Consider the following 14,979-nt stretch of genomic DNA (forward strand, 5'->3'; position numbering starts at 1 on the left):
CGCCGTGGATGCCTTGGGTGACGGCTTCCGGCAGGTTGCCGCCGTGGATGCCTTGGGTGACGGCTTCCGGCAGGTTGCCGCCATGGATACCTTTGCTGATGCTGGATTTGCTCGACATATTAAGAAGCTCCTTGAGAGTGGATCAATGCGTGCTGCTCATTGATCCTGCGTCCTTCCAAAGCTCCGCTACAGCCTGTACGCCTACCCTTGGACGATTCCCATGGTCTCATCACGGTGCAGCGCTACCTGGCGGATCGACAGGCGCAGCTCCGCCGACAGCACACGCTTGGCCACGCCTTCGGCCAGCTCGCCAAGCTTGTCGTGGTAACCCAGCTTGCCATGGCCATCCGGGCGCAGCACGCCCTGCCCGATCAGGGTCTGGATGAAGTGGCGGAACAAGGTCTTGTCGAAGAACTCCGGGGCATTCAGGCCATGCAGGATCGACAGGCGCTGGGCCATCATCACGCACAGGTCTTCCAGCTCTTCGGCGCTGAGGGTGTTCTGCCCACTGTTGAGCAGCAGCGAAGTGGCCATGTAGAAACGCTGCAAGGTCTGGGTGATGGTGCGGGCGAGCAGGGTCAGCAGCACGAACTGGCGTGAGCTCGGTGCCGGGCGCATGTACAGGTCGTTCTCATGGCGCAGCAGGCCTTGTTCCACCAGTGCCGCCAGCCACTGGTCGATCACCTCGTCCAGTTGCTCCGGCGCCCAGCGCAGGAACAGTTCGGCTTGCAGGTAGGGATACAGCGCATGCACGTACTGGCCCAGCAGTTCGCGGCTCATGCGCGAGCTACTGAGGAAGAAACTCGCCAGCAGGGCGGGCAGGGCGAAGATGTGCAGGACGTTGTTGCGGTAATAGGTCATCAATACCGCGTTGGCCTCATCCAGGTAGAGAATGCGGCCCAGGGCGTCCTTCTGCTCGGCCAGCAGGTCCATGCCGCGCACGTGCTCGATCAGCGCCAGGCCGTCGCCTTCGGGCAAGGTGGTGTGCTCGGAGTAAGGCACCTGGCGCAGCAAGGCCAGGTACAGGTCGAGCACGCGGGTGAGGGCGCGCTCGTCCAGCGCCAGGCGGCTGGTGGAGAGCAGGGCCAGCGCCACCAGGTTGACCGGGTTGACCGCTGCTGCCTCATTGAGGTGGCGGGCAACGGTTTCGCCCAGGCGGGTGGTGGCATCATTCAGCCAGGCTGGTCGGAACTGCGGGCCCAGCTCCTGCTCGCGCCAGCCGGGTTGTTGCTCGTCGAGGAAACCGGCCAGGCGGATCGGCTCGCCGAAGTTGACGTAGACCTGGCCGAAGCGCTGCTTCAGTGCACCGAAAACCTTGAAGATGTCGAAGATCGACTCCTTCTTCTTGCTTGCCCCACGCAGTTCGCCGAGGTAAGTACGGCCCTCCAGCACCCGCTCGTAGCCGATGTATACCGGCACGAATACGATCGGCGTGCGCGACGAGCGCAGGAAGCTGCGCAAGGTGATCGCCAGCATGCCGGTACGCGGCTGCAGCATGCGCCCAGTGCGCGAACGGCCACCTTCGACGAAGTACTCGACTGGGAAGCCCTTGGTGAACAGGGTGTGCAGGTATTCATTGAACACTGCGGTGTACAGCGGATTGCCCTTGAACGTGCGGCGCATGAAGAAGGCGCCGCCACGGCGCAGCAGGCCCCCGATCACCGGCATGTTCAGGTTGATGCCGGCCGCGACGTGCGGCGGCGTCAGGCCATTGCGGAACAGCAGGTACGACAGCAGCAGGTAGTCGATGTGGCTGCGGTGGCAGGGCACGTAGATCACTTCATGGCCCGGGGCGATGCCCTGCACCTGCTCGATGTGGTTGACCTTGATGCCGTCGTAGATCTTGTTCCAGAACCAGCTCAGCACCACTTCCAGGAAGCGGATCGCGGTGTAGGTGTAGTCCGAGGCGATCTCGTTGCCATAGCGCAGCGCCTGGGCTTCGGCCTTGGCCACGGGCATGTTCTGGCGCTGGGCTTCGTCGGTGATGGCCTGGCGGACCAGGGGCGCATGCACAAGGCCCTTGACCAGGTTGCGGCGGTGCGAGAGGTCGGGGCCGATCACTGCGGTCTTGAGGTTGCGAAAGTGCACGCGCATCAGGCGCTGGGCCATGCGCACAGTGCGCTCGTGGCCCTTGTTGTGTTGCACCAGTTCGCGCAGGTGGATCGGCGCGGAGAACTGCACGCGGGTCTTGCGCCCCAGGATCAGCACGGTCAGCAGCCGGCGCAGGCGCCCGGTCACTGCCCAGCTGTCGGCGAACAGCAATTTCCATGGGCTGTTTTCACTGGCCGGCGTCTGCCCCCAGAACACACTGACCGGAATGATCTGCGCATCTGTCTCGGCATGTTGGCTGACGGTGGCAATCAGGCGCTCCAGGGTGGGCGGGGCACCGCGCTTGTCGTGGCGGCCGAGCCAGTCCGGGTCCGGCGTCAGGTAGAAGAACGCGGCAGGTTCTTGCAGCGGGCCGACGGCCACCGGCAGCACCGGGCGCGGCAGCCCCGCTTTGGTGCATTCACGGTCGAGTACTGCCAGGTCGGTGAGCGATGGCGAGGGCAGGGCATAGAAGACCGGGCGGCTGCGGTCGAGCTTGAGGGGCAGGGACGACTGGTTGATGGTCTCGGAGCGCACCCACAGGTATATCAGGCGACGCAGGGCGCCGAAGATCAGGCGGCGCAGGGGGGAACGGGTCATGGGGTGAGTGCCCTGGGAATGAATTTCAGAGAATAGACAGCCATTTAGTCTGCCGTATCGGCGCAAGTTCAGCAAAATTCGGTAAATAGCGCGACGGTCATGAAAATTCTTTGTTCTGTGTCATATACTCGGCCTGCCACTTGCAGGATATTTCGGCAAGCGGCGTCGACATAGGGAGGACACCCTGTGTCTACAAGGCGATCTTCACAATAAAAATCCGGAGTAGTTCAGATGTCGTCTCGTGAGACTGGGAATGTTAAGTGGTTCAACGATGCCAAAGGTTATGGCTTCATTCAGCGCGAAGGTGGTGCGGATGTTTTCGTCCACTATCGGGCGATCCGCGGTGAGGGGCATCGTACCCTGGTCGAAGGGCAGCGGGTGGAATACGCCTGCGTGCAGGGCCAGAAAGGCCTGCAAGCCGAGGACGTAGTCGGGCTCTGAGCCTCTAGCTGTAAGCTTCAAGCTGCAAGCGACCGTGTGCTTGCAGCCTGATGCAATCCTTCTTGAAGCTTGCCGCTTAAAGCTTGCAGCTCAAGAAGTACGCCAGGTGATTTCCTCTTCACCGTCGGCGCTGATGCGGATCCAGCGATCGGCATCTTCCTCTCCGTCTTCCTCGACCCAGCCACCCGGCGCGCAACGCACCTCGACGTTCAGCGCGGCGAACGCGGCGCGGGCGCAGGCGACGTCATCGGCCCATGGGGTCTGGTCGCTTTCCAGGTAAAGGCTGTTCCATTTCCCTACAGCCTTGGGTAACCAGGTGACCGGAATGTTACCGGCCTGGCATTTGAAGGTCTGACCTTTCTGCTTCCATTCGCTGCACGAGCCGATTGCCTGGCTGAGCCACTCGGCAATTTGCTTGTGGTCGACGTCGGCGTCCTTCAGGTAAATCTCGATATCGGGTTGGCGCATAAGGGCTCCGGATGTGCTCAGTGCTGGCGCACAAAATAGTCATAACGCATGGAAACCGTCACCTCGAACGGCTCGGGCTGGTCGATCACCCGGGCGCGCTTCTCGGCGCTGGCGCGCCAGCCGTGCGGGGTCATCGCCAGCAGGTCGGCACGGGCCTTGGGTGCGGCCAGGCTCAGGCGGAACTCGAGGGTTTCGCTGTGGGCGTGGGCCATGCCTTCGGGCACCAGGGCCAGGTGCTTGTCATCGGCGTAGGGGCGCACTTCATCGTAGAGCACTTCGCGCAGCTCCATCAGGTGGCCGCTGGTCGGGCCCACGCGCATCAGGCCGCCACCGGGGCTGAGCAGGCGCTTGGCCTCGTCCCAGTCCAGTGGGCTGAACACGCTGGCGATGAACTGGCAGCTGGCATCGGCCAACGGCACGCGGGCCATGCTGGCGACCATCCAGGTAACCTCGGGCGCGCGGCGGCAGGCGCGCTTGACCGCCTCGCGGGAGATGTCCAGGGCATAGCCATCGGCGGCCGGCAGGGCCTGGGCGATCTGGGCGGTGTAGTAACCTTCACCGCAACCGATGTCCAGCCAGGCACCGGGCTGGCGCTCGGCGGCAAGCTCGGCCAGGCGGCGAGCCACCGGGGCATAGTGGCCGGCGTCGAGGAAGTCGCGGCGGGCTTCGACCATGGCCTGGTTGTCGCCTGGGTCACGGCTGTTCTTGTGCTGCACCGGCAGCAGGTTCAGGTAACCCTGGCGGGCGCGGTCGAAACGGTGGCCGGCCGGGCACACCACGCCGTTGTCGAGCCGCGACAGGGCTGCCTGGCAGAGGGGGCAGGCGAGCATCAGGCGAGCAACCGGACCAGGGTCTGGTAGTAGATTTCGGTCAGCAGGTCGAGGTCGCTGGCCAGGATCCGCTCGTCGACCTGGTGGATGGTGGCGTTGACCGGGCCAAGCTCGACCACCTGGGTGCCCATGGTGGCAATGAAGCGGCCATCGGAGGTGCCGCCGCTGGTCGACGGCTGGGTGTCGCGGCCAGTGACGCCCTTGATGCTGGCCGACACGGCGTCGAGCAGTTCGCCCGGTTCGGTGAGGAACGGCAGGCCCGACAGTGCCCAGTCGACCGACCAGTCCAGCGCGTGCTTGTCGAGGATCGCCGAAACCCGCGCCTGCAGGCCTTCAACGGTCGATTCGGTGGAGAAACGGAAATTGAACAGCGCGGTCAGTTCGCCCGGGACCACGTTGGTGGCGCCGGTGCCGGAGTTGAGGTTGGAGATCTGGAAGCTGGTCGGCGGGAAGAACGCGTTGCCCTCGTCCCAATGCTCGGCAGCCAGTTCCGCCAGGGCCGGGGCGGCCAGGTGGATCGGGTTGCGTGCCAGGTGCGGATAGGCCACGTGGCCCTGCTTGCCGCGCACGGTCAGCTTGGCGCCGAGCGAGCCGCGACGGCCGTTCTTGACCACGTCACCGAGCAGGGTGGTGCTCGACGGCTCGCCGACGATGCACCAGTCCAGGCGCTCGTTGCGTGCTTTCAGGCGCTCGACCACGGCCTTGGTACCGTGGTGGGCCGGGCCTTCCTCGTCACTGGTGATCAGGAAGGCGACCTTGCCGCGATGGTTCGGGTAGTCCTGCACGAAGCGCTCGCTGGCGATCACCATCGAGGCCAGGCTGCCTTTCATGTCGGCGGCGCCGCGGCCGCAGAGCATGCCGTCGGCGTCGATCAGGGCCTCGAACGGCTCGTGCTGCCACTGCTGCACCGGGCCGGTGGGGACCACGTCGGTGTGGCCGGCGAAGCACAGTACCGGGCCGTCCTGGCTACCGTGGGTAGCCCAGAAGTTGTCGACGTCTTCAAAGCGCATCGGCTCCAGCTGGAAGCCCACGGCGCCCAGGCGGTTCATCATCTGCGCCTGGCAGTCGGCATCGACGGGGGTGACCGAGGGGCGACGGATCAGGTCGCAGGCCAGTTGAAGGGTAGGCGAGAGCTCGGCAGGGGCCGTCATGGGGGACTCCGGGGCAAGGCAAGGCGGGGAAATCTGAGGGGCGTTATCTTATATCAAACAGAGGGGTCTTGGGGGCGCAAAGCGCCCCCGCAATCTCAAGCCTGTTGTGCTTCGGCGGCCTTCTCGACCGGCTTGGGCAGCGACGACAGAAACGCCATCACCAGTGCAGCCACATACGGTAGCGACTGCACCAGCAACATCGCCACCCAGAAGCGCATGTCCGAACTCGGCAGCCCCTGTACCAGGAAAATGCCCAGCGCCGCGCCCCACAGCAGCAACATGATGAACAGTTCTTCCCGCGCTTCGGAAATCGCCACCAGCAAGCCATGGCTGTCGGCATTTTTCGGCGTCCGGAAGAACGGCATGCTGCTGGTGAAGAACCCGTACAGCACCGCCTTGGCGATGGTGTGCGACAACGCCAGCCCCGCCAGTGCCGCAGCAAAGGCATCCTTGAGGTTCACCCCCACCGCGCGGCGGTAGAGGAAGATGATCTTGCCGACCTTGAAGAAGAACAGCGCCAGCGGTGGGATGGCGAAGATCATCAGCGGCGGGTCGACCCGGTGCGGCACGATGATCATCGCCGCCGACCACAGCAGTGCGCCGACGGTGAAGAAGATGTTCATGCCATCGGCAACCCACGGCAGCCAGCCGGCCAGGAAGTGATAACGCTGGCCACGGGTCAGCTCGCTGCCCTTGCCGCGCAGCAGGGCGCTGGCGTGGTGCTTGATGATCTGGATGGCGCCGTAGGCCCAGCGGAAGCGCTGCTTCTTGAAGTCGATGAAGGTATCGGGCATCAGGCCCTTGCCATAGCTGTTGTGGGCGTAGGCGGCCGACAAGCCTTTCTCGAACACCCGCAGGCCCAGTTCGGCATCTTCGCAGATGCACCACTCGGCCCAGCCCAGCTCTTGCAGAACGCTGCGCCGGGTCATGGTCATGGTGCCGTGCTGGATGATCGCGTCACGGTCGTTGCGGGTGACCATGCCAATGTGGAAGAAGCCCTTGTATTCGCTGTAGCAGAGCTTCTTGAAGGTGCTTTCGTTCTGGTCGCGGTAATCCTGTGGCGACTGCACCACGGCGATCTTCGGGTCGGCGAAGTGCGGCACCATGTGCTTGAGCCAGTTGCGGTCGACGCAGTAGTCCGAGTCGATCACCGCGATCACTTCGGCGTCCTTGGCAGTGTGCGGGATCAGGTAGTTCAGCGCGCCGCCCTTGAAGCCGGCCAGGGGTGCGACATGGAAGAACTTGAAACGCTCGCCGAGCTTCTCGCAGTGGGCCTTGAGCGGCTCCCACACGGCCGGGTCCTTGGTGTTGTTGTCGATCACCAGCACTTCATAGTCCGGGTAATCCAGCGCGGCGAGGGCGTCGAGGGTCTGTTTGACCATCTCCGGTGGCTCGTTGTAGCACGGCACATGCACCGACACCTTGGGCCGGTAGGCGCTGTCGCCCTGCACCGGCAGGAATTCGCGCCGGCGCTTGTGGATCCACACCGCCTCGGCCAGCTCGTGGGCCTCGGTCATCAGCACGATGAACACGCCCAGCGCGCCGAGCGCCAGCAGCACGCCGACGGTCAGGCTGAACCAGGTGCTGTATTGTTGGCTGTAGTCATAGGCGATCCACACCAGCACCGATCCGCACAGGAAGGTGATGAACGTGAGGAAGGTGCGGCCGCGCTGGCGCAAGGCCGAGCCGTCGATCAGCAGCACGGCCAGGGCGATCATCGCCAGCACCACCGAAGCGACCGCCAATGCCCGCCACTGCGGGATCGCCACCACCGGCCCTTCGAAGTTGAACTTCTGCTGGCGCTCGGCGTTGTATACGCCCCAGTAGGCGCCTACCGAGCCTTCGTCGTTGGCCTTCCACGGCTGGTCGTAGGCCTCGATGACGAAGTAGTTGTAGCCACGGCGGTTGAGGGTGTTGACCAGGGTGCGCAGGTAGATGGCCTGGTCGGCCTGGGTGGCGTCGGCGCCGCCGCGCATGCGGCCGTTGCTTGGCCAGCCGACTTCCGACAGCAGCAGCGGTTTGTGCGAGAACTGGTGACGCAGCTCGCGGGCGCGGTCGAGGACGAACTGTACCGAGTCTTTCATCGGCACGAACTCCCAGTACGGCAGGATGTGCGCGGCAATCAGGTCGACGTGCTTGGCCAGTTCCGGGTGTTCCTTCCAGATGTGCCACTGCTCGCTGGTGGTGACCGGTACCTTGACGGCGGCGCGTACGCGATCGAGGTACTGGATCAGCTCCTCGGGCGTGACTTCTTCGCGGAACAGCGCTTCGTTGCCGACCACCACCCGCACCACACTGCGTGAGTGGTTGGCCAGCTCGATGCCTTTTTCGATCTCGCGTTCGTTGCGTTCCAGGTCCTTGCTGATCCAGATGCCCAAGGTCACCCGCAAGCCGAATTCTTCGGCCAGCCGCGGGATTTCGGCCTGGGTGCCTTCGACGGTATAGATACGAATGTTGTCGGTGAGCTTGTTCAGCTGCTCCAGGTCCTGGCGTATCTCGTCATCGCTGGGGTATTGGCCCTTTTGCGGGCTCTCCCCAAGGCGGAACGGCGAATACGAGAAACCGGAGATCTGTTCCGGCCAGGCAGGTGCGGAGACTGGGCGATTGATCAGCGCCCAGAACCCGGTGAACAGCGCGGCGATGGCCAGGACCACCACCAGGTTGAGGCCGAATTTGCGAGATGACATTGTGGTCCGATTCTGTCCAAGTGATAGGACATTAAAGCAGTAATGGTAGGGTGTTTCCTAACGATGGAGGTCAGAGCGACCATTGGCCTATAATGCGCGCCGCTTTTTCGGGTACGCGCTTTCGGGGTAGGAACATGAGCACAGAAGATCCACGCTTTGCCGGCGTTGCCCGGCTGTATGGCGACGAGGGCCTGCAGCGCCTGCGCAATGCCCATGTGGCAGTCGTCGGCATCGGCGGGGTCGGCTCGTGGGCGGCCGAAGCGTTGGCGCGCAGTGGCGTGGGCGAGATCACCCTGTTCGACCTGGACGACGTCTGTGTCAGTAACACCAACCGCCAGGCCCATGCCCTGGAAGGCCAGGTGGGGCGGCCCAAGGTCGAGGTGATGGCAGAGCGCCTGCGGGCGATCAACCCGGCGATCACGGTGCACGCCGTGGCGGATTTCGTCACCCGCGAAACCATGGCCGAGTACATCACCGAAGGCATGGATGCGGTGATCGACTGCATCGACAGCGTGATGGCCAAGGCCGCGCTGATCGCCTGGTGCCGGCGCCGCAAGATCGCCATCGTCACCACCGGGGGGGCGGGCGGGCAGATCGACCCGACGCAGATCCAGGTCGGCGACCTCAACAAGACCTTCAACGACCCGCTGGCTTCGCGGATGCGCTCGACCCTGCGCCGGGATTACAACTTCTCGCGCAATACCAGCCGCAACTATGGCGTACCGTGCGTGTTTTCCAGCGAGCAGCTGCGTTATCCGAAGGGCGATGGCAGTGTCTGCCTGCAGAAGAGTTTTGTCGGTGAAGGCGTGCGCCTGGACTGCGCGGGGGGCTTTGGTGCGGTGATGATGGTGACTGCGACCTTTGGCATGGTTGCGGCGAGCAAGGCGATCGAAAAACTGGTGGCGGGCGCGCGGCGGCCTTCCGAGCGGGTCAAGCCCGAATAATTGCGCTGCCTGCTTCGCGGGTAAACCCACGGAGCAGGCGACATTGATCAGCGGGTGCTGGCCAGCTCAGCCATCCGCAACAACACCGCATGCAGCCCATTGCTGCGCGATGGCGACAGTTGCCGTTCCAGCCCCAGCTGGGTGAACCACCCGTGCAGATCCAGCCCGGCCAGTTCCGCACTGGCCAACCCCTGAACCCGCACCAGCAGCAGCGCCAGCAGCCCGCGCAACAACCGCGCATCGCTGCCAGCCTTGAAGTGCCACTGCCCATCGGCCTGTTCAGCCACCAGCCACACCAGGCTTTCACAGCCGTGCACCCGGTTGCTCTCGGCCTTGTCCGCCTCGCTCAGCGGCTCCAGCCTGTCGCCCCATTGCATCAGCAGCCGCGCACGCTGTTCCCAGCCGCGTGCCTGTTCAAAGCTTTCCAGCGCATGCTGGGCCGGCAAAGGCAAATTCATCGCAGCAACTCCAGGCCTTGGTCCAGCGCCGCGAAGAAGCGTTGCAGGTCGTCACTATCGTTATACAGCCCCAGCGACACCCGAATCGCCCCGTCCAGCCCCCGGCCCTTGAGTAGCGGCATCGCGCAGTGATGCCCCGCGCGTACGGCAATGCCTTGCTCGGTCAGCATGTGGGCGATGTCGGCGTTGTGTACGCCTTCGATGACGAAGCTGGCCAGGGCTGTCTGTGGTGTGCCGAGCACGCGCACGCCTTCCCGGTCGGCCAGGCCGCGCAGCAGGTGCTGGTGCAGGCTGGCTTCATGGGCCTCGACGGCATGGCTGTCGAGGCTGGCCAGGTAATCCAGCGTCGCCCCCAGCCCGATGACACCGGCGATCGGCGGGGTGCCGGCTTCGAAACCCAAGGGGGCGGGGCGAAAGCTTGCGCTCTGGTAATCGGCCAGTTGCACCATTTCGCCGCCGAACTGCCAGTGGCGCAGCAGCTCCAGTGCCTGTGCACGGCCGTACAATACGCCGACGCCCTCCGGCCCATACAGCTTGTGGCTTGAGAATACGTAGAAGTCGCAGCCCAGTTGTTGCACATCATGGCGGCCATGCACCACGCCCTGGGCTCCATCGACCACGGTCAGCGCACCTTGTGCACGGGCGTGGGCCAGCAGCGCAGGCAAGGGTTGCCAGGTGCCGAGCACGTTGGACAGCTGGCTGACGGCAAGCACGCGGGTGCGCGGGCCGATCAGTTGCAGCGCCTGATCCAGGTCGATACGGCCATGCTCGTCCAGCGGCAACACCACCAGGCGCAGGTCGCGCCGACGGGCCAGTTGCTGCCAGGGCAGCAGGTTGGCGTGGTGCTCCAGGGCGCTGATGGCAATCTCGTCGCCCGCTTCGAAACGGTGTTCCAGGCCATAGGCCAGCAGGTTCAGCGCCGAGGTGGCGCCGTGGGTGAAGATGATCTGCCGTGAGTCCGCGGCATTGAGCCAGGCGGCCAGCTTGTCGCGGCTGCTCTCGAAGGCCTGGGTTGCCAGCGCGCCGGGCAGGTGCTGGGCGCGGTGCACGTTGGCAGCGCCGTGGCCGTAGTAATGGCTCAGGGCATCGAGCAACGCCTGGGGTTTCTGGGTGGTGGCGGCGCTGTCCAGGTAGGTCTGGTGCTGCCGTTGCAGGGCGGCGATGGCGGGGAAATCGGCGCGCCAGGGGGAGGGCTGGAACATGTTCGCGGGGCCTGGAATGAAAATCGGGTCTGGCGCATGCACGCCAGACCCGATCTTAACACTTCAAACCGCCAAGGGTTCTCAGTTGTGGGCGTGCAGCGCTTCGTTCAGCTCGATGGCCGACTTGTGGGTCTTGCACTCCACGGCGCCGTTCAGCGAGTTGCGGCGGAACAGCAGGTCGGTCTGGCCGGCCAGGTCGCGGGCCTTGACCACTTTCACCAGCTCGTTGTTCTCGTCCAGCAGGTTCACCTTGGTGCCGGCGGTGATGTACAGGCCGGCTTCGACGGTGTTGCGGTCGCCCAGCGGAATGCCGATACCGGCGTTGGCGCCGATCAGGCAGCCTTCACCGACCTTGATGACGATGTTGCCGCCACCGGACAGGGTGCCCATGGTCGAGCAGCCGCCGCCCAGGTCCGAACCCTTGCCGACGAATACGCCAGCGGAAACGCGGCCTTCGATCATGCCTGGGCCTTCGGTGCCAGCGTTAAAGTTGACGAAGCCTTCGTGCATGATGGTGGTGCCTTCGCCGATGTAGGCGCCCAGGCGCACACGGGCGGTGTCGGCGATACGCACGCCGGCCGGGACCACGTAGTCGGTCATCTTCGGGAACTTGTCCACCGAGAACACTTCCAGCAGCTCGCCCTTCAGGCGCGCTTCCAGTTGCAGTTCGGCCAGCTCGCTCAGGTCGACGGCACCCTGGTTGGTCCAGGCCACGTTCGGCAGCAGCGAGAAGATGCCGGCCAGGCTCAGGCCGTGCGGCTTGACCAGGCGGTGCGACAGCAGGTGCAGCTTGAGGTAGGCCTCTGGGGTCGAAGCCAGCGCGGCATCTTCGGCCAGCAGGGTGGCGACCAGCGGCTTGTGGCTCTCGGCCAGGCGAGTCAGCAGGGCGGCCTGGGCGGCGTCGACGCCTTTCACGGCTTCGGCGAGCTGGGCGGCCTGGGCGTTGCTGAAGGAGATGGCCTGGTTGCCGCCCTCATAGCCGAGGATCGGCGCTACTGCGGCAACCAGTTCGGCGCTCGGGTTGAGCAGCGGTTGTGCGTAGAACACTTCCAGCCAGGTGCCCTGGCGGTTCTGGGAGCCGACACCGAAGGCCAGGCTGAACAGGGTATTGGACATGTGATTACCTCGTGCGAAATAGGGTAGGGGCTCAGGCCAGTGCGGCGACGTACAGGTCGGGCTTGAAGCCGACCAGGGTGCGCCCGCCAAGGTCGAGCACCGGGCGCTTGATCATCGACGGCTGGGCGTGCATCAGTTCAACGGCCTTGGCCTGGTCGAGGTCGGCCTTGCTGGCGTCATCGAGCTTGCGGAAGGTAGTGCCGGCACGGTTGAGGATGATTTCCCAGCCGTGTTCGTCGCACCAGCGGTTGAGGCTGTCGCGGTCGATGCCTTGGGCCTTGTAGTCGTGGAATTCGTAGGTGATGGCTTTGTCTTCGAGCCAGGTGCGCGCCTTTTTCATGGTGTCACAGGCTTTGATGCCGTAGAGCGTGTAGGTCATTGTGTGCATTGAGGCCACAGGCTGCCTCAATCTCTCCATTTCCGAATGTCAGTCGCGGGATTATGCGGGAACGATCCTCGCGGCGCCACGCCCGTGGTGCCCCTGTTTACTGATCAGGCGGCGACCAGGCGCTGTACTGAACCGATGATCTCATCGCCATGTTGCTGTTCGGCCGTGCGCAGATCGAAGGCGCTCTGCAGGTTGAGCCAGAACTCGGGAGTGGTGTCCAGGCAGATGGACAGGCGCAGTGCCATATCGGCGGACACACCACCCCGTTCGCGCAGGATATTGTTGACGGTTGGCGTGGCGACGCCGAGTGCCCTGGCCAGTGCAGCGGCACTGAAGCCTATTTCTTTCTGGAAGTCCTCACGCAGGACTTCACCGGGATGTACGGGACGCATGCCGTTCTTGAGCATGATGCACCTCAATGGTAATCGACAATTTCAACGTTGGCCGGGCCGTTTTCGGTCCAGGTGAAGCACAGGCGCCATTGATCGTTGATACGAATGCTGTGCTGGCCAGCGCGGTTTCCGCTCAATGCTTCAAGGCGATTGCCAGGTGGTGAGCGCAGGTCTCGAAGCTCTGTTGCGGCTTCAAGCATGGCCAGCTTGCGCTCCACGACAGACTTGATATCCGACCATCGCCTTGTCTTTCCAGTGGTGAAAAGTGCTTCCGTGTCAGCACAGCTGAAGCTTCGAATCATGAGCCTGAATGCTTAACGTTATTCGTTAAGGCTGATTATACGATCAGCCAGCAGCATTTCAAGCCCACGGCAGGTGAGTAAACATCAGTAAAGATAGCTGGGTATCATCGTGTTACATATTCATCCGCCAACTGCGACTATCGTGCAGCGGCCTCGTTTTGCCATACCCCGCTAACATATTGTTTCAATGGCGATCTCTCGCCCCCGTTGTCGTTTTTGGTTCACAAAGGAAGCCTTCACGGATGCAGTCCGCCTACACCGTCCTCATTCTGCTGACGCTGGTAAGCGTGTCGAAACTGGTCGGGCGCATGATCCCGTTGCCGCTGCCATTGGTGCAGATTGCCGCAGGCGCGTTGCTGGCTTGGCCGACCCTGGGCCTGCATGTGGCCCTGGACCCCGAATTGTTCCTGTTTCTGTTCCTGCCGCCACTGCTGTTCGCCGACGGCTGGCGCATCCCCAAGCGCGAGCTGTGGCGCATCCGCGGTCCGGTAGTGGCGCTGGCCGTGGGGCTGGTGCTGTTCACCGTGGTCGGCGCCGGCTACTTCATCCACTGGTTGCTGCCAAGTATTCCGCTGCCGGTGGCCTTCGCCTTGGCCGCCGTGCTGTCGCCAACCGATGCCGTGGCGGTGTCGGCCATCGCCCAGGACCGCCTGCCGACGCCGCTGATGCACATGCTGCAGGGCGAGGCATTGATGAACGATGCCTCGGGCCTGGTGACCTTCAAGTTCGCCCTGGCCGCCGCCATTACCGGAGCATTCTCGCTGGCCGATGCCAGCTTCAGCTTCGTTCTGGTGGCCCTTGGCGGCCTGGCAGTGGGGGTGGCCCTGAGCTGGCTGATCGGTCGCCTGCGCGCCTGGATGATCGCCCGCGGCTGGGATGACCCGGCCACCCACGTGGTGTTCATGCTGCTGCTGCCGTTTGCCGCCTATGTACTGGCCGAGCGCCTGGGCGTGTCTGGCATTCTCTCGGCGGTGGCCGCCGGCATGATGCAGAGCTGGCTCGACCTGTTGCCGCGCCAGACCAGCACCCGCCTGCTCAATCGCAGCGTCTGGTCGCTGCTGGAGTTCGCCTTCAACGGCCTGATCTTCCTGCTGCTGGGCCTGCAGCTGCCTGAAATCATCAAGGCCGTAGTCAGCCACGAGGCCACCGTCTGGCCGACCCTGGCATGGCGTTGCCTGGATGTGCTGGCGATCTTCGCCGCGTTGATCCTGCTGCGTTTTGTCTGGGTGCAGAGCATCTGGCGTGCCATCGGCGTGATACGCCGCTGGCGAGGTAAACCGGCACTGGTACTGACGCCGACCATGCGTTCTTGCTGGCTGCTGACCCTGGGCGGTGTGCGCGGGGCGGTGACCCTGGCCGGTGTGATGTCGGTGCCCCTGCTGATGGGCGCGGGCCAGGCATTTCCAGAGCGTGACCTGCTGATTTTCATTGCTGCCGGGGTGATTCTGCTGTCGCTGATCAGTGCTTGTGTTGCGCTGCCGCTGCTGCTGCGCGGCGTCACCAAGAGCCCGGATGAACGGTTGCATCAGGAAGTGCAGGAAGCCTGGCGGCGTACCGCCGAGGCGGCGATCCATGCGCTGGAAGCGGAAGAGGTGATCGATGCCAGCGCGCCACAGGATGCCGCACAGGCGACCTTGGCCACGGAGCTCAAGGCACGGCTGATGGCCGAGTACCGGGATGAGCTGGACAGCTACGACGACACGGCTGAAGCACGGGCATTGGCCGAACAGATGGACTTGCTGGAGCGGCGTTTGCGCTTGCGGGCGCTGCGGGCTCAGCGCTTGGAACTGTACAACCTGCATCGTCAGCATCTGGTGGGCGATGAGGTGGTCAGGCAGGTGTTAGGTGAGCTGGATTTGAGTGAGGCGAACCTGGGGCAGGTCAGATAGACAGTAGGGGGCGCAAAGCGCCC

General features: G+C 64.0%; 14 protein-coding genes. 3 read left to right on the top strand and 11 right to left on the bottom strand.

Annotated elements, in window-relative coordinates; translation table 11 throughout:
* Nucleotides 1-201 precede the first annotated feature (201 nt).
* On the bottom strand, nucleotides 202-2,688 hold the full coding sequence (gene plsB, locus F6X59_RS26145; protein WP_152958990.1) for a glycerol-3-phosphate 1-O-acyltransferase PlsB: 2,487 nt from the start codon (nucleotides 2,686-2,688) through the stop codon (nucleotides 202-204).
* A gap of 231 nt (nucleotides 2,689-2,919) precedes the next feature.
* Here plsB and F6X59_RS26150 point away from each other — a divergent pair, with 231 nt between their 5' ends.
* Nucleotides 2,920-3,129 (top strand): cold-shock protein, encoded by a 210-nt coding sequence (locus tag F6X59_RS26150; protein WP_003252255.1) that lies wholly within the window; start codon nucleotides 2,920-2,922, stop codon nucleotides 3,127-3,129.
* 90 nt (nucleotides 3,130-3,219) lie between these two features.
* Here the strand turns inward: F6X59_RS26150 and F6X59_RS26155 are convergent, their stop codons facing one another.
* The 4 genes from F6X59_RS26155 to F6X59_RS26170 form a co-directional block, all read right to left on the bottom strand.
* A complete protein-coding gene (locus F6X59_RS26155) occupies nucleotides 3,220-3,597 on the bottom strand; it encodes a hypothetical protein (protein ID WP_152958991.1) in 378 nt (125 codons plus the stop codon).
* Between the two features lie 17 nt (nucleotides 3,598-3,614).
* On the bottom strand, nucleotides 3,615-4,427 hold the full coding sequence (locus F6X59_RS26160; protein WP_152958992.1) for a putative RNA methyltransferase: 813 nt from the start codon (nucleotides 4,425-4,427) through the stop codon (nucleotides 3,615-3,617).
* Nucleotides 4,427-5,578 carry a succinyl-diaminopimelate desuccinylase gene (dapE, locus tag F6X59_RS26165; protein ID WP_152958993.1) on the bottom strand — a complete coding sequence of 384 codons (1,152 nt, stop codon included), beginning with the start codon at nucleotides 5,576-5,578 and terminating at the stop codon, nucleotides 4,427-4,429. Before dapE ends, F6X59_RS26160 begins: the two co-directional genes overlap by 1 nt.
* Before the next feature lie 95 nt (nucleotides 5,579-5,673).
* On the bottom strand, nucleotides 5,674-8,265 hold the full coding sequence (locus F6X59_RS26170) for a glycosyltransferase (RefSeq protein WP_152958994.1): 2,592 nt from the start codon (nucleotides 8,263-8,265) through the stop codon (nucleotides 5,674-5,676).
* 134 nt (nucleotides 8,266-8,399) lie between these two features.
* On the opposite strand from F6X59_RS26170, the gene tcdA reads away from it, so the two are divergent.
* Nucleotides 8,400-9,209: a tRNA cyclic N6-threonylcarbamoyladenosine(37) synthase TcdA gene (gene tcdA, locus F6X59_RS26175; protein WP_152958995.1), complete on the top strand. Its 810-nt coding sequence runs from the start codon at nucleotides 8,400-8,402 to the stop codon at nucleotides 9,207-9,209.
* A 47-nt stretch (nucleotides 9,210-9,256) separates the two neighbouring features.
* Here the strand turns inward: tcdA and F6X59_RS26180 are convergent, their stop codons facing one another.
* The 6 genes from F6X59_RS26180 to F6X59_RS26205 form a co-directional block, all read right to left on the bottom strand.
* Nucleotides 9,257-9,667 (bottom strand): SufE family protein, encoded by a 411-nt coding sequence (locus F6X59_RS26180; protein ID WP_152958996.1) that lies wholly within the window; start codon nucleotides 9,665-9,667, stop codon nucleotides 9,257-9,259.
* Nucleotides 9,664-10,869 carry a cysteine desulfurase gene (locus F6X59_RS26185; protein ID WP_152958997.1) on the bottom strand — a complete coding sequence of 402 codons (1,206 nt, stop codon included), beginning with the start codon at nucleotides 10,867-10,869 and terminating at the stop codon, nucleotides 9,664-9,666. The genes F6X59_RS26180 and F6X59_RS26185 overlap by 4 nt, the downstream gene beginning before the upstream one ends.
* A gap of 81 nt (nucleotides 10,870-10,950) precedes the next feature.
* Nucleotides 10,951-11,985 carry a 2,3,4,5-tetrahydropyridine-2,6-dicarboxylate N-succinyltransferase gene (gene dapD / locus F6X59_RS26190; RefSeq protein WP_152958998.1) on the bottom strand — a complete coding sequence of 345 codons (1,035 nt, stop codon included), beginning with the start codon at nucleotides 11,983-11,985 and terminating at the stop codon, nucleotides 10,951-10,953.
* Nucleotides 11,986-12,016: 31 nt separating this feature from the next.
* A complete protein-coding gene (locus F6X59_RS26195; protein ID WP_178120132.1) occupies nucleotides 12,017-12,364 on the bottom strand; it encodes an ArsC family reductase in 348 nt (115 codons plus the stop codon).
* A gap of 113 nt (nucleotides 12,365-12,477) precedes the next feature.
* Nucleotides 12,478-12,780, bottom strand: coding sequence for a type II toxin-antitoxin system antitoxin GraA (gene graA, locus F6X59_RS26200; RefSeq protein ID WP_152959000.1), 303 nt, complete (start codon nucleotides 12,778-12,780; stop codon nucleotides 12,478-12,480).
* A gap of 8 nt (nucleotides 12,781-12,788) precedes the next feature.
* Nucleotides 12,789-13,067 (bottom strand): type II toxin-antitoxin system RelE/ParE family toxin, encoded by a 279-nt coding sequence (locus F6X59_RS26205; RefSeq protein WP_152959001.1) that lies wholly within the window; start codon nucleotides 13,065-13,067, stop codon nucleotides 12,789-12,791.
* Nucleotides 13,068-13,309: 242 nt separating this feature from the next.
* Between F6X59_RS26205 and F6X59_RS26210 the strand changes: the two genes are divergently transcribed.
* Nucleotides 13,310-14,956, top strand: a complete 1,647-nt coding sequence (locus F6X59_RS26210) for a Na+/H+ antiporter (protein ID WP_152959002.1) — start codon at nucleotides 13,310-13,312, stop codon at nucleotides 14,954-14,956.
* The last annotated feature ends 23 nt before the right edge of the window (nucleotides 14,957-14,979 follow it).

Origin of the sequence: Pseudomonas sp. MN1F, from assembly GCF_009391885.1 — a bacterium.
Classification (GTDB): domain Bacteria; phylum Pseudomonadota; class Gammaproteobacteria; order Pseudomonadales; family Pseudomonadaceae; genus Aquipseudomonas.